This window comes from Mycobacterium sp. 1164966.3, assembly GCF_001665395.1.
Lineage (GTDB): Bacteria > Actinomycetota > Actinomycetes > Mycobacteriales > Mycobacteriaceae > Mycobacterium.
Map to the genome: position 1 here is coordinate 21372 of NZ_LZSG01000039.1, position 19371 is coordinate 40742.

The window sequence follows — 19371 nt, forward strand, 5'->3', positions numbered from 1 at the left end:
GCGGACCCGCGGGCACCAGCTGTTAGTCTCGTACACGGCTTACGCCGTACGTCCTGACCTGCGGGTGTTGGGCGCGTAACTCAGGATGACCCCCGGTGCGCAGGAGGAAGAGTGCTTTCGGCTTTCATCTCGTCGCTGCGGACAGTCGACTTGAGACGGAAGATCCTGTTCACGCTGGGCATAGTGATTCTGTACCGGGTCGGCGCCACGCTGCCGTCGCCAGGTGTCGACTTCAAGGTCGTGAACGAGTGCGTCAAGCAGGCCGAGGGCGGCCAGGCCGGACAGATGTACTCGCTGATCAACCTGTTCTCCGGTGGTGCGCTGCTGAAGGTGACGGTGTTCGCAGTCGGCGTGATGCCTTACATCACCGCCAGCATCATCGTGCAGCTGCTCACGGTGGTCATCCCGCGGTTCGAGGAGCTGCGTAAGGAAGGCCAGGCCGGCCAGGCCAAGATGACGCAGTACACCCGCTATCTGGCGATCGCGCTGGCGATCCTGCAGGCCACCAGCATCGTGGCGCTGGCGGCCAGCGGCCAGTTGCTGCAGGGCTGCCGGGAAGAGATCATCTCCGACCAGAGCATCTTCACGCTCGTCGTCATCGTGCTGGTGATGACGGCCGGTGCCGCACTGGTCATGTGGATGGGTGAGCTGGTCACCGAACGCGGTATCGGCAACGGCATGTCCCTGCTGATCTTCGTCGGCATCGCCGCCCGCATCTACCCCGAGGGGCAGCAGATCCTGGAAAGCCGCGGCGGTGTCATCTTCGCGGCCGTGTGCGGGGCCGCGCTGGTCATCATCGTCGGGGTGGTGTTCGTCGAGCAGGGCCAGCGCCGCATCCCGGTCCAGTACGCCAAACGCATGGTGGGCCGGCGCATGTACGGCGGTACCTCGACGTATCTGCCGCTCAAGGTCAACCAGGCCGGCGTGATCCCGGTCATCTTCGCGTCCTCGCTGATCTACATTCCGCATCTGATCACCCAGCTGGTCCGCAGCGGCGGCAGCTCCCGGACGGCCAACGGCTGGTGGGACAAATTCGTCGGGACGTACCTGTCCGACCCGAGCGACCCGGTCTACATCACCATCTATTTCGGGCTGATCATCTTCTTCACCTACTTCTACGTGTCGGTCACCTTCAATCCCGATGAACGTGCCGACGAGATGAAGAAGTTTGGTGGCTTCATCCCGGGTATCCGGCCGGGACGGCCGACCGCGGACTATCTGCGCTATGTGCTGAGCCGGATCACCCTGCCGGGTTCGGTCTACCTCGGCGTGATTGCGGTGCTGCCTAATCTGTTCCTTCAGATCGGAGCCAGCGGAGGGGTACAGAACCTACCCTTCGGTGGAACAGCCGTTCTGATCATGATCGGTGTCGGTTTGGATACGGTCAAACAGATAGAGAGTCAGCTCATGCAGCGCAACTACGAAGGGTTCCTCAAGTGAGAGTGGTTTTGCTGGGACCGCCGGGAGCGGGCAAGGGGACGCAGGCCCAAAAGCTCGCCGAAAAGCTCGGGATCCCGCAGATCTCCACTGGCGAACTGTTCCGGCAGAACATCGAGAAGGGCACCAAGCTGGGTCTCGAAGCCAAGCGCTATCTGGACGCCGGCGACCTGGTGCCCTCCGAGCTGACCAATCAGCTCGTCGACGACCGGCTGAACAACCCCGACGCCGCCAAGGGCTTCATCCTGGACGGGTATCCCCGCTCGGTGGAGCAGGCCAAGGCGCTGCACGACATGCTGGGACGGCGCGGCACCGACATCGACGCGGTGGTGGAGTTCCGCGTGTCGGAGGAAGAGCTGCTGGAACGGCTCAAAGGGCGCGGCCGCGCGGACGATACCGAAGAAATCATCCACAACCGGATGAAGATCTACCGCGAGGAAACCGCGCCGCTGCTGGAGTACTACAGCAGCGAGCTGAAGACGGTCGACGCGGTCGGAAGTCTCGACGAGGTTTTCGCCCGCGCGTTGCGCGCACTGGGGAAGTAGCCATGAGCGCTTTGGCACGCCTGCGGCCTCGCAGGGTCGTGCCGCAGCGCAGTGCAGCCGAACTCGACGCGATGGCCGCCGCCGGTGCCGTCGTCGCAGTCGCACTGAACGCCGTCCAAGCCGCGGCTGTTGCCGGGGTCTCCACGCTGAGTCTCGATGAAATCGCGGAGTCGGTGATCCGCGAAGCCGGCGCCATACCGTCGTTCCTGGGCTACCACGGCTACCCGGCGTCGATCTGTGCATCGGTCAACGACCGGGTGGTCCACGGCATCCCGTCGGCCGCCGAGGTCCTTGCGGCCGGTGACCTGGTCTCCATCGACTGCGGTGCGGTGCTGGACGGGTGGCACGGCGATGCCGCGGTCACCTTCGGCGTCGGCATCCTCGACCCGGCCGACGAAGCACTCTCGCAGGCGACCAGGGAATCACTGGAAGCCGGAATCGCGGCGATGGTCATCGGCAATCGGTTGACCGACGTCGCGCACGCCATAGAACTCGGCACCCGAGCGGCTGAGGTCCGCTACGAACGCGCATTCGGGATCGTGGAGGGGTACGGCGGCCACGGCATCGGCAGGCACATGCACATGGACCCGTTCCTGCCCAACGAGGGACCGCCCGGGCGCGGTCCGCTGCTGGCCGCCGGTTCGGTTCTGGCCATCGAGCCGATGCTGACCTTGGGAACCGGCAAGACAGTGGTCCTCGACGACGAATGGACGGTCACCACCGCCGACGGGTCGCGAGCGGCGCACTGGGAGCACACGGTGGCGGTGACCGAGAGCGGGCCACGCATCCTGACCCTGCCCTGAATCCGGCCAACGACCGGCGCGCGGACACCGTGCCACGATGAACCAAGCACCTACTCGGCTCGTGTCCGTGGTGGGAGGTGATCGAGTGGCTCGGGTGGCCGGTGCTTGGGGCGCGTCCGGGGCTGCTGAGGCCGCTCTGATGAAGGCGCTCTACGACGAGCACGCCGCCGTGTTGTGGCGCTACGCGCTGCGGCTGACCGGCGACGCGAGCCAGGCTGAGGACGTGGTACAGGAGACGCTGCTGCGGGCGTGGCAGCATCCCGAGGTGATCGGCGATTCGGAGCGCCCGGCGCGGGCCTGGCTGTTCACCGTGGCCCGCAACATGATCATCGACGACCGGCGCAGCGCCCGCTTCCGCAACGTCGTCGGTTCGACCGACGAGGAAGGCGCGCCGGAGCGGTCCACGCCGGACGAGGTGAACGCCGCACTGGACCGGATGTTGATCGGCGACGCGATGGCCCAGCTGTCCGCCGAGCATCGCGCGGTCATCGAACGGTCCTACTACCGCGGATGGACCACTGCGCAGATCGCTACGGACCTCGGAATCGCGGAAGGAACAGTGAAGTCGCGATTACACTATGCGGTACGGGCATTGCGGCTCACTCTGCAGGAACTTGGAGTAACCCGATGACAGCGGAATTTCTTGGGGATCTCGGGCCCATCCGGCTGGCAATCGGTTCCGAATACTTGAGGGTGACGGGAGAAACGACATGAGGATGCCGCTACGGGGAATCGGCCCGCCGGGCGACACGCCCGGTGACAAAGAGATACGCGATCTGGCCATGGATGAGGACCGGTACGCGACGTGGGACGCCGCTTACGTGCTGGGGTCACTCTCCGCCGCCGAGCGGCGCGAATACGAGTCCCACCTGACCCAGTGCCCGCCGTGCCGGGAGGCCGTCGCCGAACTCAGCGGCGTGCCCGCCCTGCTTTCGCAGCTCGACCGTACCGATGTGGCCGCGATCGCCGAGTCGGGCGGGACCGCCGGGACCGCGTTCGCGACACCTGAGATGTCGCCGCAGTTATTGCCGACGCTGTTGGAAAAGGTGCGTTGGCGCCGCCGCCGCACCCGCATGACGGCGTGGGTGGCGTCGGCCGCGGCCGCTGCGGTGCTGGCAATCGGCGTGTTCGTCGGGATCCAGGGTCATTCGGCAACCCCTGCTCAGCAGGTGACGGCGTCCGCCCAGCCGATGGCACAGGTCGGCACCAACCTGCTGGCCTCCACGGTGGCGGTCACTCCGCAACACTGGGGCACGTTCATCAACCTGCGCTGTGTGTGCCTGGCACCGCTAACCGCTCACCACGACACGCTGGCGATGGTTGTGGTCGGGCGCGACGGCAGCCAGACCCGGCTCGCCACCTGGGTGGCCGACCCCGGCCACACCGCGACGCCCGCGGCAAGCATTTCGACGCCGATGGCCCAGATCGCCGCGGTGCAAGTGGTTTCCGCGGACGACGGTCACGTGCTGCTGCAGCGTTCGCTGTAATTCCTGCGGTGAGGTGAACTCAACGCCCCCACATGTCGTGTCAATGACATGCCAGGGCAGTACCGGGTGGTCGACTACATCGTCGACCGGCTCGCCGCAATTGGCGTCGACCACATTTTCGGTGTGGACGGGGCCAACATCGAGGATCTGTACGACGCGGCGCACTTTCGGACCGACATCACCGCGGTGCTGGCCAAGCATGAGTTCTCCGCCGCCACGATGGCCGACGGGTACAGCCGTGGCGGGCCGGGTTCTGGATTCGGCGTTGTCGCGGCGACCTCGGGTGGGGGCGCGCTGAATCTGGTTGCGGGACTGGGCGAGGCGCTGGCCAGCCGGGTCCCGGTGCTGGCTTTGGTCGGCCAGGCCCCCACCGCGATGGACGGGCTGGGCAGCTTTCAGGACACCAGCGGCCACAACGGATCGCTGAATGCCGGGGCGGTGTTCTCCGCGGTCTCGGTGTCGTGTGAGCGTGTGCTCACACCAACCGGCATCTTCGCGACGCTGCCCCGGGCCATCGCGGCAGCCCGCACCGGCGGGCCGGCAGTGTTGTTGCTGCCCAAGGACATTCAGCAGGGCCGGGTCGAGATCGAGAGCCGGAACAACGGGTGTGCCATCCACGAGCCGCGACCCATCGGGAATCCGCATCCAATCGTCAAAGCGCTGCGCGGCGCCAACGGTCCGGTCACCATCATCGTGGGCGAGCAGGTGGCCCGCGACGACGCCCGCGCCGAGCTCGAGGAGCTGCGCGCGGTACTGCGGGCACGGGTGGCCACCGTCCCCGACGCCAAGGACGTCGCGGGGACACCGGGTTTGGGGTCGTCGTCCGCGCTCGGCGTAACCGGCGTCATGGGCCATCCGGGCGTGGCCGAAGCGGTGGCCGCCAGCGCCGTGTGCCTCGTGGTCGGCACGCGACTGTCGGTCACCGCGCGCACCGGCCTGGACGACGTGCTGCCGAAGTTGACCGTTTCGATCGGCTCGGCGCCGCCGTACATTTCGTGCACCCACGTGCACACCGACGACTTGCGCGGGTCGCTACGCATGATGATCCAGGCCTTGTCCGGCCGTGGACGGGCGACGGGGGTGCGGGTGCCCGACGCGGTGCGGCGCACCGAACTGGTGCCGCCCCCGTACTCCGGGCCGGGTGTGCGGTACCGCGACGCCATGGACGTGCTTGACGGCGCGCTGCCGGAGGGGACGGATGTCGTGGTCGACGCGGGCAACACGGGCGCGGCGGCGATCCACTACCTGCCGGCGCGACGGGGCGGCAGGTTCGCGGTCGCGCTCGGCATGGGGGGCATGGGCTATAGCTTCGGGGCCGGCATCGGGATGGCGTTCGGGCGGTCCAGCTCCGGGCGCGGCCCCGGACGCACCGTCGTAATCGCCGGTGACGGAGCGTTTTTCATGCACGGCATGGAGGTACACACCGCGGTGCAGTACCGGCTTCCGGTGACGTTCGTGTTGCTCAACAACAACGCCCACGCCATGTGCGTCACCCGCGAGCAACTGTTCTACGACGACCTGTACAGCTACAACCGATTCCGGCCCAGCCGGCTGGGTGCCGGTCTGGCCGCGATGTTCCCGGGCCTGGCCTCCATCGACGTCAGCGACCTCGACGGCTTGGCGGCCGCGATGCGCGCAGTCTCGGACATCGACGGCCCGGCAGTCGTCAGTGTCGAATGCAGTGCCGACGAAATCCCGCCCTTCGCGCCATTTCTCAATGGTTTCCAACGACATTCGGTCCAAGAAACGATTACCACCGCTAAGGAGAACCGCACAGATGTCGCTGCCAGCGCTTGACGATATCCCCACACCCATCGACGGTGTGGTCCGCATCGAAACCAGCCCGAGGGAAAAAGCCACCCCGATCATCATGGAGATGATGCGGTCGGTATACCCGCACGACGTTGTCTTCGGGGAGTACTGCACCGTCAACGATTACGTCGACTGTCCGCCTGATGAGCTATACGACTACATGGCCGACACCCGCAGCCTGGAGGAGTGGACCTATAGTCTGCGCGGATTCACCACCACCGACGAACCCGGTCTGTGGCTGGCCTACGACCGGCTCGGGTCGGAGACGAAGATCTACACCCGCACCATCGCCGACAAGCAGGCCCGCACCGTCGATTACCACTGCGCATGGGACCAGGGCAAGCACTTGTGGATGATCTATCTGATGCGCGTCGTCGACGCCCAGGTGGTCCTCGACAAGCCGGGTTCGGTTGTGCTGTGGACCAATTGCCACCACCCCTTCTATGACGAGAACCCGTACCCCGAGACTGCGCCGGCGCAACGCCCGGTGTGGGTCGGCGATTTCTGGGACATGTTCGGCGCCGGCCATCTGCTGGAACTGAAGAATCTCAAGGCGATCGCCGAGTACCGCCACCGCAACGGGCTGCCGGTGACCCCCGAGTGGATGAGCTGAGGAACGATATGAGCAACGTCAGTCTGATCGACGTTTCCACCTACCTGCCCGGCGAACCGATCGGCGCGGAGTACTACGCACAATTCGCCGAAACCGACGACCTGCGTGACAATCTCATGTTCCGCGCGCCAAAGTTTCGCCATCACGTCGCGCCGGACGAGACCGCGATCGACATGGTAGAACGAGCGGCACAGGGTTTGATCGACCGGCACGGCCACGATTTCATCGAGAGCGTCGACGTGCTGATCACCCACACCCAGGTACCCGACATGGCCTTCTATGGCGAAGGCGGCGGCATCGCCCATCGGTTGGGGTTGCGACCCTCGTGGGTTCTGGATTTGAACAACGGCGGATGCGCGGCATTCGTGTTGGCGCTCAACGTGGCTCGCAAACTGCTGTCGTCGGGAGAAGGGCGTACCGCGCTGATCGCCATCGCCCAGAACGCGGCCGGGCAGTTCTTCGATCAGCCCACGATCCGCCGCAAGGCGCAGTCTGCGGTGCCGGGCGACGCGGCCGCGGTCGGCCTAGTCACGCTGTCCGACCAGTCGCCCATTCTGGCTGCCGAATGCCGTACCTATGGCGAGTACGCCGGTGAGATGACGCTCTCTTACGAACCGCCGCGCAAGTGGTGGGCGGCCGGACCCGGTGAGGGCAGCATCGGGTTCACGGAAAGCAAGATCACCAAGGTGCTGGCCCGCGGCAACCGGCAGGTCCCTGAGGTGGCACTGGCAGTGTGCGACCGAATCGGAGTGGCTCCCAAAGACGTCGATCTGCTGGTGACCAACCAGCCCAACCGGGTGTTCTTGCGCAATTGGCGCGAAGCGCTCGAGCTGCCCAAGGAACGTCATCGGGACACCTTCGACCAGTGCGGCAACCTTTTCGGCGCCGGCATTCCGGTCAACCTGGACCGCGCGATATCCGAAGGGCAGGTCAAGAACGGCGACCTGGTCCTGATGGCGGCCTTCGCGCACGCCGGCGACTTCGCCGGCGCTGCGGCGGTGCGCTGGGGCGGGCGCGACTGATGGCAGCCTTTGCCAGCCCGGTCACCGCGGAAGTCGGAGACGGCTTCCCCGATGCTATCGATCCATTTGCATTGTCGCTCAACGAGAATCCGTATCCGCCGCTTCCCGCGGTCCGCTCGGCACTGTATCGCTCGATCGACGCGGCCAATCGGTATCCGGAATTCCTGCCCGAGCGGTTGCGCAGCCTGATCGCCGGCCGGATCGGCCTGCCGCCGGACCAAGTGGTGCTCGGTGCGGGTGCGACCGGTGTCGTGCTGCAGGCGCTGCAGGCTTTGACCACCCCGGGCGACGCGATCGCTATGTCGTCGCCGACGTTCGACGGATATCCGATTATCGCGAAGATGGTCCGGCTGAATCCGGTGACGGTGCCGCTGGACCACTACGGTCACAACGATCTCGACGCGCTGGCCGCCGCTGCGGCCGACGCCCGCGTCGTGGTGGTGTGCCGGCCGCACAACCCCACGGGCACGCTGGACCCGACGGCCGAGATCGTCAGGTTCCTGCGGCGGATCCCGCGCGACACCATCGTCTTGCTCGACGAGGCCTATATCGAATTCGCCGCCCCGCAGCACCGGATCGACGTATGGGGCCTGACCAGTTATTTCCCCAACGTCGTGCTGGTGCGCACCTTTTCCAAGGCGTACGGGCTGGCCGGCCTGCGAATCGGATACGGCCTGGCATCCCCGGAGCTGGCCAGGACACTGTGGGCACAGCAGCTGCCGTTCGGCATCGCGATCACCAGCCTGCTTGCGGTCGCGGCCTCCTACGATGCCGAAAATCAACTGCTGCAACGAATTCGGGCGATCACCGCCGAACGACGCTATCTGCGGATGCGGCTGATCGCGATGGGAATCTACACGCCCGATGCGCACGCGAACTTCGTCTACCTGCCGTCCAGCGGTGGGCGGGGGCGGCCGTGGAGCGAGGTATTCGCCGGCAGCGGCCTGCACATCCGCTGCTACGCCGACGGCGGCGCACGAATCACCGTGGGCAGCCGCGAGTCCACCCTGGCGGTCCTGGACGCGGTGGCAAAACCGGCGGCGAGCGCAAGCTGAATCCGGTGACCGGTTTCCCCCGGCGAGGGGGCGGGGGAGACCGGGCTCCGGATCTGCGGTAAGAAAAGGCGTGGCTGCCTCGAGCCCTCAGAAACGTGACCCGATCGCTGCGGCGCGCGCCAATTGGGAGCGAGCCGGATGGGGCGATGTCGCAGCGGGCATGGTCGCGGTGACCTCGGTGATGCGTGCGCACCAGATCTTGCTGGCCCGCGTCGAGACGGCGCTGCGCCCCTACGACCTGAGCTTCTCGCGATTCGAACTGCTCCGGCTGTTGGCCTTCAGCCGGACCGGGGCGCTGCCGATCACCAAAGCGTCGGATCGGCTGCAGGTCCACGTCACCAGCGTCACCCACGCGATCCGGCGATTGGAGGCCGACGGGCTGGTGCAGCGGGTTCCGCACCCCACCGACGGGCGAACGACGCTGGTGCAAATCACCGACCTCGGGCGCTCGACCGTCGAAGATGCCACCGTCACACTCAACGAGCAGGTGTTCGCCGACATCGGGATGGCCGCCGACCAATCGCAGGCCCTGGTGTCGTCTATTGAAACGCTGCGGCGCAACGCAGGAGACTTCTCGGACTGAACCTAGAGAAAGGCAGGACAGTGGACCCACTAGTTGCTCACCAACGCGCTCAGGACGCGTTCGCCGCCGTCCTGGCCAACGTCAGCCCCCGACCAGTTCGGTTCTCCCACGCCATGTTCAGAGTGGACAATCCGAGATCTGATCGAGCACGTCGTTGGCGGCAACGAGCATGTCGGGCTGTGGGCGAGCAGTCCTGTCCAGCCGCCCGCGCGGCCCGACGACGTCGCTGCAGCCCACCGGACTGCGGCCGCCGCCGCTCAAGAGGTCTTCGCGGGGACGGACGCCATGACGACGACATTCAACCTGCCGTTCGGGGAGCTGCCGGGGCAACTCTTCATCGGGATCCGCACCACCGATGTGCTGACTCACGCGTGGGACCTGGCCGCTGCCAATGGGCAATCCACGGATATTGATCCCGAGTTGGCGGTCGAGCAACTCGGGATCGCGCGGGCGGTGGTGGGGCCTCAGTTCCGCGGGCCGGGCAAGCCGTTCGGTGACGAGCAGCTGTGTTCATCCGAGCGTTCGCCGGCCGATCAACTGGCCGCTTTCCTGGGCCGAAAGGTGCAGTGAGGCACGCCTTTTAGGCCTCGTCACAAGCTCTTGGCGACAACCGTTGCGCATCTTTTGACTTTTGGTGTGAATCCTTGGCTTTGGTGGTGAAGCTGGGCGGAAAACTGCGCTTGATTCACGCCCTACAGTCACACCGAATCGCGCAGCGTCTCGATGATGGCGCTGAAGTCCTTATCGCCGTGGGAGGCGTCGGACGCGAAGAACTCAGCATAGATCTCGGCGGCGTGGGTGCCCAGCGGCGCCCGGGACCCGGTTGAGGCCACTGCATCCATGGCCAAGCCCAGGTCCTTGTTCATCAGCGCCGTGGCGAAGCCCGGCTGGAAGTCGTTGTTGGCCGGCGATGTCGGCACCGGGCCGGGCACCGGGCAATTGGTATGCACCGCCCAGCAATTCCCCGTCGCGCCGGTGATGACGTCGAACAGCGACTGCGCCGACAGGCCGAGCTTCTCGGCCAACACGAATGCCTCGCCGATGGCGATCTGCTGCACCGCCAGGACCATGTTGTTGCACACCTTGGCGGCCTGACCGGCGCCCGCCGCACCGCAGTGAATGATCTTGCCGGCCATGGGATTCAGTACCGGGCGCGCTCGCTGCAGGGCTGCCTCGTCGCCGCCGACCATGAACGCCAACGTGCCGGCGACGGCCCCCTTGACGCCACCCGAGACCGGAGCGTCGAGCTGCGGCATGCCGTGTGAGCCGGCCAGGGCATGCACCTCGCGGGCGTCGTTGACCGAGATCGTCGAACTGTCGATGAACAATGCGCCGTCTCGGGCGGCGGGCAGGATCTCGGCGTAACAGCGTTTCACCACGTCGCCGTTGGGCAGCATCGTGATGACCACGTCGGCGCCGGCCACCGCGGCAGTGGCGCTGTCGAACACCGTGGCGCCGTTGCCTGCGGCGGCTGACCTCGCGGTGGGGACCGGGTCGAAGCCACGCACAGCATGGCCCGCCGCGACCAGGTTGGCCGACATCGGCGCGCCCATATGACCCAACCCCAAGAAGGCGATGGTGAGATGCTCCGTCATGGTTCCCTTTCTAAGGGATCGCACGGAAGCGCGCGGCTTCGGCCCTGCCGATGACTACCCGCATGATTTCGTTGGCCCCTTCCAGAATCCGATGCACCCGCAAGTCGCGGACGATCTTTTCCAGACCATACTCGCGCAGATAGCCGTAGCCGCCGTGCAGCTGCAGCGCCTTGTCGGCGACCTCGAAGCAGGTGTCGGTGACGTAGCGCTTCGCCATCGCGCACAGCTCGACCTTGTCGGGATCGTCGGCGTCGAGCGCACTTGCCGCCCGCCACAACAGCATTCGTGACGTCTCCAGTCCGGTGGCCATGTCGGCCAGGCTGAACCGGATGGTGGGCTCGTCCAGCAGGGAGCCGCCGAAGGCCTGCCGGTCGCGAACGTAGGCGCCCGCCTTGTCGAAGGCGGCCTGTGCGCCGCCGAGTGAGCACGCCGCGATGTTGAGCCGACCGCCGTTCAGCCCGTTCATCGCGATGCCGAAGCCCGTACCCGCACCGTCCGCGCCACCCAGCATCGCCTCGGCCGGGACCCGCACCCCGTCCAGGATCACCTGCGCGGTGGGCTGTGCATGCCAGCCCATCTTCTCTTCGGGCGCGCCGAAACTCAGTCCGGGAGTGCCCTTTTCGATGACGAACGTGGATATGCCGCGCGGACCCTCACCTCCGGTTCTCGCCATCACCACGTACACGTCCGAAGCTCCGGCACCGGAGATGAACTGCTTGACACCGTCGAGCACATAGTCTGAACCCTGTTTGACCGCACGCGTGCTCAACGCACCGGCGTCCGACCCGGCGCCGGGTTCGGTCAGACAGTAGCTGGCGATGATGTCCATCGACGCCAGCCGCGGGATCCACAGCTTGCGTTGTTCCTCGGTGCCGTAGCTGTCGATCATCCATGCGCACATGTTGTGGATGGACAGGAAGGCCGCGGTGACGGGGTCGGCGATCGCCAACTGCTCGAAGATGCGTACCCCGTCCAGTCGGCGCAGGCCGCTGCCGCCCACGTCATCGCGGCAGTAGATCGCAGCCATCCCGAGTTCGGCGGCTTCGCGCAGCACGTCGGTCGGAAAGTGTTCGGTGCCATCCCATTCCAGGGCGTGCGGGGCGATGCGCTTGGCGGCGAACGCGGCCGCGGTCTCGGTGATCACCCGTTCGTCGTCGTTGAGGGTTTGAAACAACATGGCGTCAATTCATCGTCGGGATGACGAATTCGGCGCCATCCTTGATGCCCGACGGCCAGCGCGACGTCACGGTCTTGACCTTCGTGTAGAACTGGATCGACGCCGGGCCGTGCTGATTGAGATCCCCGAAGCCGGAGCGCTTCCACCCGCCGAAGGTGTGGTAGGCCACCGGAACCGGGATCGGCACGTTGACCCCGACCATGCCCACCTGCACCCGGGAGACGAAGTCGCGGGCGGCGTCGCCGTCGCGGGTGAACACTGCCACGCCGTTGCCGTACTCGTGTTCGGAGGGCAGCCGCAACGCCTCTTCGTAATCGTGTGCGCGCACCATGCACAGCACCGGCCCGAAGATTTCGTCGGTGTAGATCGACATGTCCGGGGTGACGTGGTCGAACAGCGTCGGGCCGATGAAGAATCCGCCCTCCAGGTTGGCGTCGGCGAAAGTCAGGTCGTCGCTGGTTCGTTCGCGGCCGTCGATGACCAGCTCGGCACCGGCGTCCACTCCCTGGGTGATGTAGTCACGCACCCGGGTCAGTGCGGCCTCGGTGACCAATGGCCCGTAGTCGGCCTTGGGATCCAGGCTGTGCCCCACGCGCAGTCCGTTGATCCGCTCAATCAGCCTGGCGCGCAACCGTTCCGCGGTCTGCTCACCGACCGGAACCGCGACGCTGATCGCCATGCAGCGTTCGCCCGCGCTGCCGTAACCCGCGCCGATCAAAGCGTCTACGGCCTGATCCAGGTCAGCGTCGGGCATGACGATCATGTGGTTCTTGGCGCCGCCGAAGCACTGCGAACGCTTGCCGGTCGCGGCTGCGGTCGCGTAGATGTATTGGGCGATATCGGAGCTGCCGACGAATCCGACCGCCATGATGTCGCGGTGGTGCAGGATGGCATCGACGGCTTCCTTGTCGCCGTGCACCACCTGGAAGACGCCCGGCGGCAGGCCCGCTTCCAAGAACAGCTCCGCCAGCCGTACCGGAACCGACGGGTCGCGCTCACTGGGCTTGAGGATGAACGCGTTTCCACATGCCAGGGCCGGCCCGGCCTTCCACAGCGGGATCATTGCGGGGAAGTTGAACGGGGTGATGCCCGCGACCACGCCGAGGGGCTGGCGCAGCGAGTACACGTCGATACCCGGCCCGGCGCCCTCGCTGTACTCGCCCTTGAGCAGATGCGGGATCCCGATGCAGAACTCGATCACCTCGATACCGCGCTGGATGTCACCGCGCGCGTCGGCCAGCGTCTTGCCGTGCTCGAGCGACAGCAACTCGGCCAGCTCGTCGTTGTGCTCGTTGACCAGCTCGATGAACCGCATCAGCACCCGGGCGCGGCGCTGCGGATTCCACGCCGCCCAGCCCCGTTGCGCCGCGACTGCCGAGGCCACCGCGGCGTCGATGTCCGCCTGGCCGGCCATCGGCACTGTCGCCTGGACCTCGCCGGTGCTGGGGTTGAAGACGTCAGCGGTGCGGGTGGACTGGCCCCCCGTGCGCTTTCCATCGATGAAATGCGGGATTTGTGTGGTCATGGCCATCCAAAAGCTAGATAAGGGAGAAGTTTGTGGCGATACTTGCATATCCTAGTAATGCCCTGGGGCCTTGGCAAGGCGGCCCCCTTCCCTGGCGTGTAACCCGAGCGGATATTGATTCGGTGAAGGAGGCACGTGACGGGACAAAACGAACCCGCCGGGCCGCGACCCCTGCGCGCGGTGCCGGATCATGCTTTCCAGGGTTACGCCGACTGGGAAGCCGTGTACGCGGACAACGCGACCTGGGTGTACCGCACGCTGTTTGCCCGGGTCGGCAACCGGGCCGACGCCGAGGACCTCACCGCCGAGGTCTTCCTGGCCGCGCTGCGACCGCTGCGCCTGACCGCGAGCGTTGCCGAGGTGCGCGCATACCTGCGGGCCACCGCCCGCACGGTGCTGGCTGCGCACTGGCGCGAAACCTTGGGTCGCGAGATCACCTCCATCGAGGACATCGGACAACAAGGCCCCAATAGCTCAAATAGTGAGGAAGCGATCAGCACCGCGCCACAACGTGTCGCCCAGGTCCTGGACCAACTGCCGGACCGCTATCGTCGCGTCTTGGAATTGCGTTTCTTGCAAGCCAGTTCGATCAAGGAGACCGCAGGCGAGCTCGGGATCAGCGTCGCCAACGCCAAAGTGCTGCAACACCGCGCCTTGCGGTTGGCGGCACAAGTCACCGACGAGGGACAGCCATGAACGCGCGCGATCTGCGCAGGTATGTCGACGATCTACTGCGGGGACGTCGGCCAAAGCCGTTCCAGCCCGACGACTTCGAAGCGGCGCAGATCCGCACGGCGATCGAGCTGCGGGCGGCCCGGCCGGGCGGTGACACCCCCAGCGCAGAATTCCTTGCCGATCTGCATCGTCGCCTGGCTGAGCAGATGACCGGCACATCGTCACCGTCCTCGCCGAAGCAGAGCACGACCCGTCGCCAGGTGATTGTCGGTACGTCGGCTGCGGCGGCCGCCGCCGTGGCCGCGGTTTCGGTGGATCGGCTCGTCACCGGGGAGCACACCACCGAAAACCCCTCCGCCCAGGGTGAACTCACGCCAAACGACGGCCGCTGGATGCGTGTCGCGGCCAGCTCCGACGTGCCCGACGCGCAGATGCACCCGTTCGATCTCGGCACGGTCAGCGGATTCGTCCGCCGGGTCGGCGGCAAAGTCGAGGCGGTCTCGGGAGTGTGTACCCATCAAGGTTGCCGGCTGTGGTTCGACGCACCCGAGGACCGGCTGCGCTGCCCATGCCATACCACGTCGTTCGCGCCCAGCGGTCAGGTGCTCAGTCACCAGTTGCCGATCGCGCCGAAACCGTTACCCACGCTGATGGTTCGGGAGGCCAACGGCATCATCGAAGTGTTCGCACCCGCGGAACGGGCTTGACGGTTTCCGCAGCGCCGAACTGCATCCAGGGCGGTCAAACTGCGGGCAGGCTCGATGCCGCCAGTGCATGTTCGATGCGGCCCGCCGGTCCCGAACTGTAACCCGCTGCGCTATCTGTTGGCATGATTCGAAAACACTTGGTGTGGTTGACGTTGGGCGTCTTGGTGTTGGCGGGGTGCTCGACGTCGCGGCCCAGCGCCGGTGCCGGCGCGCCCTCGGTCAGCATGTCGGCCACGGCACCGGCGGGGCCGGTGAGCGGAAATCAAGTCAACATCGACGATTTCGCTTTCGTACCGCTCACCCTGACGGTTGCCGCGGGCACCACCGTTACGTGGACCAATCACGACGAGGAGCCCCACACGGTGGCGGCCAGCGACGGTTCGTTCCGGTCACCCGGCATGGGCACGGGCGGCACCTTCTCGCATACCTTCGCTGCCCCGGGGAAATTCGACTACATCTGCTCGATTCACCCGATGATGCACGGCACCGTGGTGGTTACGTCATGACACATGACCCGAACACCATGAGCCGCCGCCAGCTGATCCGGCACACCGCATGGTTCGGCGCCGCCGGAGGCTTCGCCGTCGTCGGTGGCGAGGTCATCTCGCATGCCGGTGCGGCCAGACACGCCGGACACGCCGCCGCCCGACCCACCCTGCGGTTCGCCCAAGTCAGCGACAGCCATCTCGGATTCACCGGACCGGCCAATTCCAACGTCAGCGACACATTCGGCCACGCGATCGATCGGATCAACAATCTGGGCTACACACCGGATTTCGTCATCCACACCGGTGACATCACGCACCTGTCCACTCCGGAGCAGTTCGACCAGGCGAAACAGATGATGGGCGGGCTGAAAACGCCCCACGTGTTCACGGTGCCCGGTGAGCACGACTCGGTCGACGACGCGGGGCAGAAGTATCGAAGCGTCTTCGGGGCGAATAGCCGAGGCGATGGGTGGTACAGCTTCGACGTCGCAGGCGTACACGTGATCGCACTGGTCAATACGTTGAACCTGAAGAAGCTCGGCCACCTCGGTACCGAACAGCTCGAGTTCGTCGCCAAGGACGTCGAGCGGCTGTCGAGTGACACTCCCGTCATCGTGTTCAGCCACATACCGCTGTTCGCGATGTACCCGGACTGGGGATGGGGCACTGACGACGCCGTCCAGGCGCTGAGCCACCTGCGCCGGTTCTCGTCAGTGACCTGCCTCAACGGGCATGTCCACCAACTGTTTTCCAAGACGGAGGGAAACGTGACGTTCTACAGCGGAACGACGACGGCTTATCCGCTGCCTCATCCCGGTGACGGGCCGGCGCCCAAACCGGTCACCTTGCCGGCCGGCAAGCTCCGCGACGCGCTGGGCATCCGCGAAGTCGGATATACCAGAGGGCAGGGTGCATTGGCGCTGAAAGAGTCGACGCTGCAATGACGTCAAAGGATCTGTTGGTTCGGTTGGGTATCGCCGTGTCGTTAGTCGTCAGTGCGGTCAGCCATGCGCACCTCTATCGCCATGGTTACCAACATATCCCGAACATCGGCGACGGGTTTCTGGCACAGGCCAGTGTCTCGTTCGCGTTGGCCCTGCTGATTCTGCTGGGCGGGCCTTCTTGGCTGCGGTGGGCGGCGGCCGCCGTGGCCGGCGGTTCTGTCGTGGCGTTCGCCATGTCGAGGACCGTTGGCCTGCTGGGATTCGTCGAACAAGGTTGGGATCCGTCGCCGTATGCGGCCCTCAGCCTGGGTGCCGAACTGGCGACGGTGGTGTTGTGTATCGCGGGCCGACGAATCGTGAACGGCCGCGCCGTTATTCGCCTCGCAGATTGACGAGGAACTCCTGTGTCTCCTCCCAGGTCGGCAGGAGGCCGGCCGCGCATACTTCCTCGAGGCTGGGGGCGGCGGCATCGCGGTCCGACATGCTGGCAGCGACCCCGCCGACCAGCGGCCATTCGATCGCCAGGGCGGGATCAGCGGCGCAGATGGTGTGCTCGCGCTGCGGGTTGTATTCCGTCGAGCACAGGTACATCACCGTCGAATTGTCCTGCAGGGCCAAAAACCCGTGCGCAAGGCCTTCGGAGATGTAGATCGTCCTGCGGTCGGAGTCGTCGAGCAGGACCGAGGCCCAGCGCCCGAATGTCGGTGAGCCCAAACGGACATCGACGACGACGTCGAACACCGAGCCGGACACGCAGGTCACGTACTTGGCCTGGCTGGGTGGCAACTGGGCGAAGTGCAGCCCACGCAGTACGCCGGCCGCAGACACCGAGCAGTTCGCCTGCCGGACGTCCAGGCTGTGACCGGCGAAGGCGCGAAACTCGCGGTCGGTGAGCCATTCGAAGAACAGCCCGCGGGAATCGCCGTGCAGGGCGGGGGTGATCTCCCACGCGCCCGGGACGTCGAGTTCGCGGACGTCCATCTACTGGCCGCGCTCTTCGTACCGGGACTCCGCCGCGTCCTTCAGCGGACGCCACCAGGATTCGTTGGCGCGATACCACTCGATGGTCGCGCGCAAACCCTCGTCGAAGTCGGTGTGCTTTGGGGCCCAGCACAATTCGTCATACAGCGCCGTCGGATCGATGGCGTAGCGCAGATCGTGACCGACTCGGTCGGTGACGTGGTCGAAGTCGTTGGGATCGCAGCCCATCATCTTCAACAACGTGCGTAGCACGGTCAGGTTGTCGCGCTCGCCCTCGGCGCTGATCAGGTAGGTCCGGCCGGGCTGCCCCTTTTCCAGGATTCGCCACACCGCGTCGTTGTGATCGTCGACGTGAATCCAGTCGCGGACGTTGGCGCCGGTGCCGTAAAGCTTGGGCCGCCGCCCGGTGAGCACGTTGGTGATTTGGCGCGGGATGAACTTCTCGACGTGTTGGTAGGGGCCGTAATTGTTGGAGCAATTGGAAATGGTCGCACGCACCCCGTACGACCGCACCCAGGCCCGGACCAGCATGTCGGCGGCTGCCTTGGTGGCGGAGTACGGACTCGACGGGTTGTAAGGCGTGGCTTCGGTGAACCGCCGCGGATCGTCGAGCTCGAGGTCGCCGTAGACCTCGTCGGTCGAGACGTGGTGTAGCCGCACGCCGTGGCGTCGCACCGCTTCCAGGATCGCGAACGTCCCGATCACGTTGGTGTGCAGGAAGGGTTCGGGATCATCCAACGCGTTGTCGACGTGGGTTTCGGCGGCGAAATGCACTACCGCGTCGGACTCGGCGACCAACCGGTAAACCAGCTCGGCATCGGTGATATCACCCTCGACCAGCCTGATGGCATTGTCGACGCCGGCCAGCGACTGCCGCCTGCCGGCGTAGGTCATCGCGTCCAGCACCGTCACCTCTGCGTCGGGACGCTCGCGGACGGTGCTGTGCACGAAATTCGCGCCGATGAAGCCGGCGCCACCGGTGACCAGCAGCCGCATGATCACGACCCTAACCGAACCGGGATAACGCCTCAGGAATTCAGACCCAGCGGCCCGGCCAGTTCGGCCAGCGCGGGAACCAGATCCTCGCTCTTGGTGAGGACCTGGACGGGCACATGGTCGGCACCAGCATCCAGATGCTCTTTCAAGCGGGCCGCGATCGCATCGGGCGTGCCGTAGGCGACCACCGCGTCGACCAGGCGATCGCTGCCCGGCCGGGCGACATCGTCGTCGGTGAACCCAAGCCGTTTCCAGCTGTTGAGGTAATTGGTCAGGTTGAGATACATGTCCAGCGCCTTGCGGCCCACCGCGCGCGCTTTGTCGGCGTCCGTCGTCAGGACGACCTTGTGCTCCGGTGCCAGAAACGCCGACGGACCGATCAGCTCGCGGGCCTGCGCAGTGTGCTCCGGCGTGGTCAGGTACGGATGCGCGCCGGCGCTGCGTTGCGCGGAGAGCTGGAGAACCCGCGGGCCGAGCGCCGCGACCACGCGACGGTGGGCAGGCACGCCGTAGTCGTCGAGCCGATCGAGGTACTCGCTCAGCGCGTCATACGGCTTGCGGTACTCGCTGATCGCCTCGCGATGGCCGACGCCGATCCCGAGCAGGAAGCGGCCCGGGTAGGCCTTATCGATCCGGTGGAAGGAGTCGGCGACGGGCTTGGCGGCGGCCGTCCAGATGTTGACGATGCCGGTGGCCACCTGCAGCGTGGTGGTCGCCTCGAGTATCGGTTCCACCCAGGCGAGCTCCGCCGGCGGTGAACCGCCCACCCAGACGGCGCCGTAGCCCAGGGCCTCGATTTCTTTGGCTTGTTGTGGTGTCACGCCGCGTCCGAAGGATCCGAACCGGCCGAGATCGGGTTTGCTGCTCGGTTTGCTGGTTGGTGCAGTCGCATTCGCATCGGTCATGGTTGCTCCAACCCGTAGCCT

21 protein-coding genes and 1 pseudogene are annotated in these 19371 nt (G+C 66.0%); 16 read left to right on the plus strand and 6 right to left on the minus strand.

Features of this window, described 5'->3' with window-relative positions:
* Positions 1–111 precede the first annotated feature (111 nt).
* From secY to A9W99_RS13530, 11 genes and pseudogenes are all read left to right on the plus strand, one after another.
* Positions 112–1440, plus strand: a complete 1329-nt coding sequence (secY, locus tag A9W99_RS13480; RefSeq protein ID WP_067378273.1) for a preprotein translocase subunit SecY — start codon at positions 112–114, stop codon at positions 1438–1440.
* Positions 1437–1982 (plus strand): adenylate kinase, encoded by a 546-nt coding sequence (locus A9W99_RS13485; protein ID WP_067378275.1) that lies wholly within the window; start codon positions 1437–1439, stop codon positions 1980–1982. Before secY ends, A9W99_RS13485 begins: the two co-directional genes overlap by 4 nt.
* Positions 1983–1984: 2 nt before the next feature.
* Complete coding sequence (map, locus tag A9W99_RS13490; protein WP_067378278.1) at positions 1985–2785, plus strand: type I methionyl aminopeptidase; 801 nt, start codon at positions 1985–1987, stop codon at positions 2783–2785.
* A gap of 85 nt (positions 2786–2870) precedes the next feature.
* Positions 2871–3416: a sigma-70 family RNA polymerase sigma factor gene (locus A9W99_RS13495; RefSeq protein WP_082929984.1), complete on the plus strand. Its 546-nt coding sequence runs from the start codon at positions 2871–2873 to the stop codon at positions 3414–3416.
* Between the two features lie 85 nt (positions 3417–3501).
* Positions 3502–4272 (plus strand): anti-sigma factor, encoded by a 771-nt coding sequence (locus A9W99_RS13500; RefSeq protein ID WP_371514958.1) that lies wholly within the window; start codon positions 3502–3504, stop codon positions 4270–4272.
* A gap of 48 nt (positions 4273–4320) precedes the next feature.
* Entirely contained in the window at positions 4321–6069 is a 1749-nt protein-coding gene (locus A9W99_RS13505) for a thiamine pyrophosphate-binding protein (RefSeq protein ID WP_067378280.1), read from the plus strand.
* Positions 6050–6697: a hypothetical protein gene (locus tag A9W99_RS13510; protein ID WP_067378283.1), complete on the plus strand. Its 648-nt coding sequence runs from the start codon at positions 6050–6052 to the stop codon at positions 6695–6697. The genes A9W99_RS13505 and A9W99_RS13510 overlap by 20 nt, the downstream gene beginning before the upstream one ends.
* Before the next feature lie 8 nt (positions 6698–6705).
* Complete coding sequence (locus tag A9W99_RS13515; RefSeq protein WP_067378286.1) at positions 6706–7719, plus strand: 3-oxoacyl-ACP synthase III family protein; 1014 nt, start codon at positions 6706–6708, stop codon at positions 7717–7719.
* Positions 7719–8774, plus strand: a complete 1056-nt coding sequence (locus tag A9W99_RS13520) for a histidinol-phosphate transaminase (protein WP_067378289.1) — start codon at positions 7719–7721, stop codon at positions 8772–8774. Before A9W99_RS13515 ends, A9W99_RS13520 begins: the two co-directional genes overlap by 1 nt.
* 70 nt (positions 8775–8844) lie before the next feature.
* Positions 8845–9357: a MarR family transcriptional regulator gene (locus A9W99_RS13525; protein ID WP_067378292.1), complete on the plus strand. Its 513-nt coding sequence runs from the start codon at positions 8845–8847 to the stop codon at positions 9355–9357.
* Positions 9358–9377: 20 nt separating this feature from the next.
* Positions 9378–9927, plus strand: a pseudogene (locus tag A9W99_RS13530) (TIGR03086 family metal-binding protein).
* A gap of 128 nt (positions 9928–10055) precedes the next feature.
* Here the strand turns inward: A9W99_RS13530 and mmsB are convergent.
* From mmsB to A9W99_RS13545, 3 genes are read right to left on the minus strand one after another with little or no spacing between them, the layout of a single operon-like run.
* A complete protein-coding gene (gene mmsB / locus A9W99_RS13535) occupies positions 10056–10952 on the minus strand; it encodes a 3-hydroxyisobutyrate dehydrogenase (protein WP_067378295.1) in 897 nt (298 codons plus the stop codon).
* Positions 10953–10962: 10 nt separating this feature from the next.
* Positions 10963–12129 (minus strand): isobutyryl-CoA dehydrogenase, encoded by a 1167-nt coding sequence (locus A9W99_RS13540; protein ID WP_067378298.1) that lies wholly within the window; start codon positions 12127–12129, stop codon positions 10963–10965.
* Positions 12130–12133: 4 nt separating this feature from the next.
* Positions 12134–13654: a CoA-acylating methylmalonate-semialdehyde dehydrogenase gene (locus A9W99_RS13545; protein ID WP_067378486.1), complete on the minus strand. Its 1521-nt coding sequence runs from the start codon at positions 13652–13654 to the stop codon at positions 12134–12136.
* A 135-nt stretch (positions 13655–13789) separates the two neighbouring features.
* Here A9W99_RS13545 and A9W99_RS13550 point away from each other — a divergent pair, with 135 nt between their 5' ends.
* The 5 genes from A9W99_RS13550 to A9W99_RS13570 all read left to right on the plus strand — a co-directional run bounded on the left by A9W99_RS13550 (position 13790) and on the right by A9W99_RS13570 (position 16860).
* Positions 13790–14350, plus strand: coding sequence for an RNA polymerase sigma factor (locus tag A9W99_RS13550; protein WP_082929986.1), 561 nt, complete (start codon positions 13790–13792; stop codon positions 14348–14350).
* Positions 14347–15036 carry a Rieske (2Fe-2S) protein gene (locus tag A9W99_RS13555; RefSeq protein WP_067378301.1) on the plus strand — a complete coding sequence of 230 codons (690 nt, stop codon included), beginning with the start codon at positions 14347–14349 and terminating at the stop codon, positions 15034–15036. The genes A9W99_RS13550 and A9W99_RS13555 overlap by 4 nt, the downstream gene beginning before the upstream one ends.
* Positions 15037–15158: 122 nt before the next feature.
* Positions 15159–15542, plus strand: coding sequence for a cupredoxin family copper-binding protein (locus tag A9W99_RS13560; protein ID WP_067378304.1), 384 nt, complete (start codon positions 15159–15161; stop codon positions 15540–15542).
* Positions 15539–16468 (plus strand): metallophosphoesterase, encoded by a 930-nt coding sequence (locus tag A9W99_RS13565; RefSeq protein WP_067378309.1) that lies wholly within the window; start codon positions 15539–15541, stop codon positions 16466–16468. The genes A9W99_RS13560 and A9W99_RS13565 overlap by 4 nt, the downstream gene beginning before the upstream one ends.
* Positions 16465–16860, plus strand: coding sequence for a hypothetical protein (locus A9W99_RS13570; RefSeq protein WP_067378312.1), 396 nt, complete (start codon positions 16465–16467; stop codon positions 16858–16860). The genes A9W99_RS13565 and A9W99_RS13570 overlap by 4 nt, the downstream gene beginning before the upstream one ends.
* Here A9W99_RS13570 and rfbC read toward each other — a convergent pair.
* The 3 genes from rfbC to A9W99_RS13585 are packed head-to-tail and all read right to left on the minus strand — an operon-like array spanning position 16841 to position 19350.
* On the minus strand, positions 16841–17449 hold the full coding sequence (gene rfbC / locus A9W99_RS13575; protein ID WP_067378315.1) for a dTDP-4-dehydrorhamnose 3,5-epimerase: 609 nt from the start codon (positions 17447–17449) through the stop codon (positions 16841–16843). The two genes, A9W99_RS13570 and rfbC, sit on opposite strands and share 20 nt — an antisense overlap.
* Positions 17450–18445 (minus strand): dTDP-glucose 4,6-dehydratase, encoded by a 996-nt coding sequence (rfbB, locus tag A9W99_RS13580; protein WP_067378493.1) that lies wholly within the window; start codon positions 18443–18445, stop codon positions 17450–17452.
* A 32-nt stretch (positions 18446–18477) separates the two neighbouring features.
* On the minus strand, positions 18478–19350 hold the full coding sequence (locus A9W99_RS13585) for an LLM class F420-dependent oxidoreductase (protein WP_067378319.1): 873 nt from the start codon (positions 19348–19350) through the stop codon (positions 18478–18480).
* Between the last annotated feature and the right edge of the window lie 21 nt (positions 19351–19371).

Coding starts and splice junctions, on each gene's coding strand:
- A9W99_RS13505 (WP_067378280.1), top strand. CDS start 4,321: ATGCCAGGGCAGTACCGGGTGGTCGACTACATCGTCGACCGGCTCGCC.
- rfbB (WP_067378493.1), bottom strand. CDS start 18,445: ATGCGGCTGCTGGTCACCGGTGGCGCCGGCTTCATCGGCGCGAATTTC.
- mmsB (WP_067378295.1), bottom strand. CDS start 10,952: ATGACGGAGCATCTCACCATCGCCTTCTTGGGGTTGGGTCATATGGGC.
- A9W99_RS13520 (WP_067378289.1), top strand. CDS start 7,719: ATGGCAGCCTTTGCCAGCCCGGTCACCGCGGAAGTCGGAGACGGCTTC.
- A9W99_RS13545 (WP_067378486.1), bottom strand. CDS start 13,654: ATGACCACACAAATCCCGCATTTCATCGATGGAAAGCGCACGGGGGGC.
- rfbC (WP_067378315.1), bottom strand. CDS start 17,449: ATGGACGTCCGCGAACTCGACGTCCCGGGCGCGTGGGAGATCACCCCC.
- A9W99_RS13560 (WP_067378304.1), top strand. CDS start 15,159: ATGATTCGAAAACACTTGGTGTGGTTGACGTTGGGCGTCTTGGTGTTG.
- A9W99_RS13515 (WP_067378286.1), top strand. CDS start 6,706: ATGAGCAACGTCAGTCTGATCGACGTTTCCACCTACCTGCCCGGCGAA.
- A9W99_RS13540 (WP_067378298.1), bottom strand. CDS start 12,129: ATGTTGTTTCAAACCCTCAACGACGACGAACGGGTGATCACCGAGACC.
- A9W99_RS13510 (WP_067378283.1), top strand. CDS start 6,050: ATGTCGCTGCCAGCGCTTGACGATATCCCCACACCCATCGACGGTGTG.
- A9W99_RS13555 (WP_067378301.1), top strand. CDS start 14,347: ATGAACGCGCGCGATCTGCGCAGGTATGTCGACGATCTACTGCGGGGA.
- A9W99_RS13500 (WP_371514958.1), top strand. CDS start 3,502: ATGCCGCTACGGGGAATCGGCCCGCCGGGCGACACGCCCGGTGACAAA.
- A9W99_RS13565 (WP_067378309.1), top strand. CDS start 15,539: ATGACACATGACCCGAACACCATGAGCCGCCGCCAGCTGATCCGGCAC.
- map (WP_067378278.1), top strand. CDS start 1,985: ATGAGCGCTTTGGCACGCCTGCGGCCTCGCAGGGTCGTGCCGCAGCGC.
- A9W99_RS13585 (WP_067378319.1), bottom strand. CDS start 19,350: ATGACCGATGCGAATGCGACTGCACCAACCAGCAAACCGAGCAGCAAA.
- A9W99_RS13570 (WP_067378312.1), top strand. CDS start 16,465: ATGACGTCAAAGGATCTGTTGGTTCGGTTGGGTATCGCCGTGTCGTTA.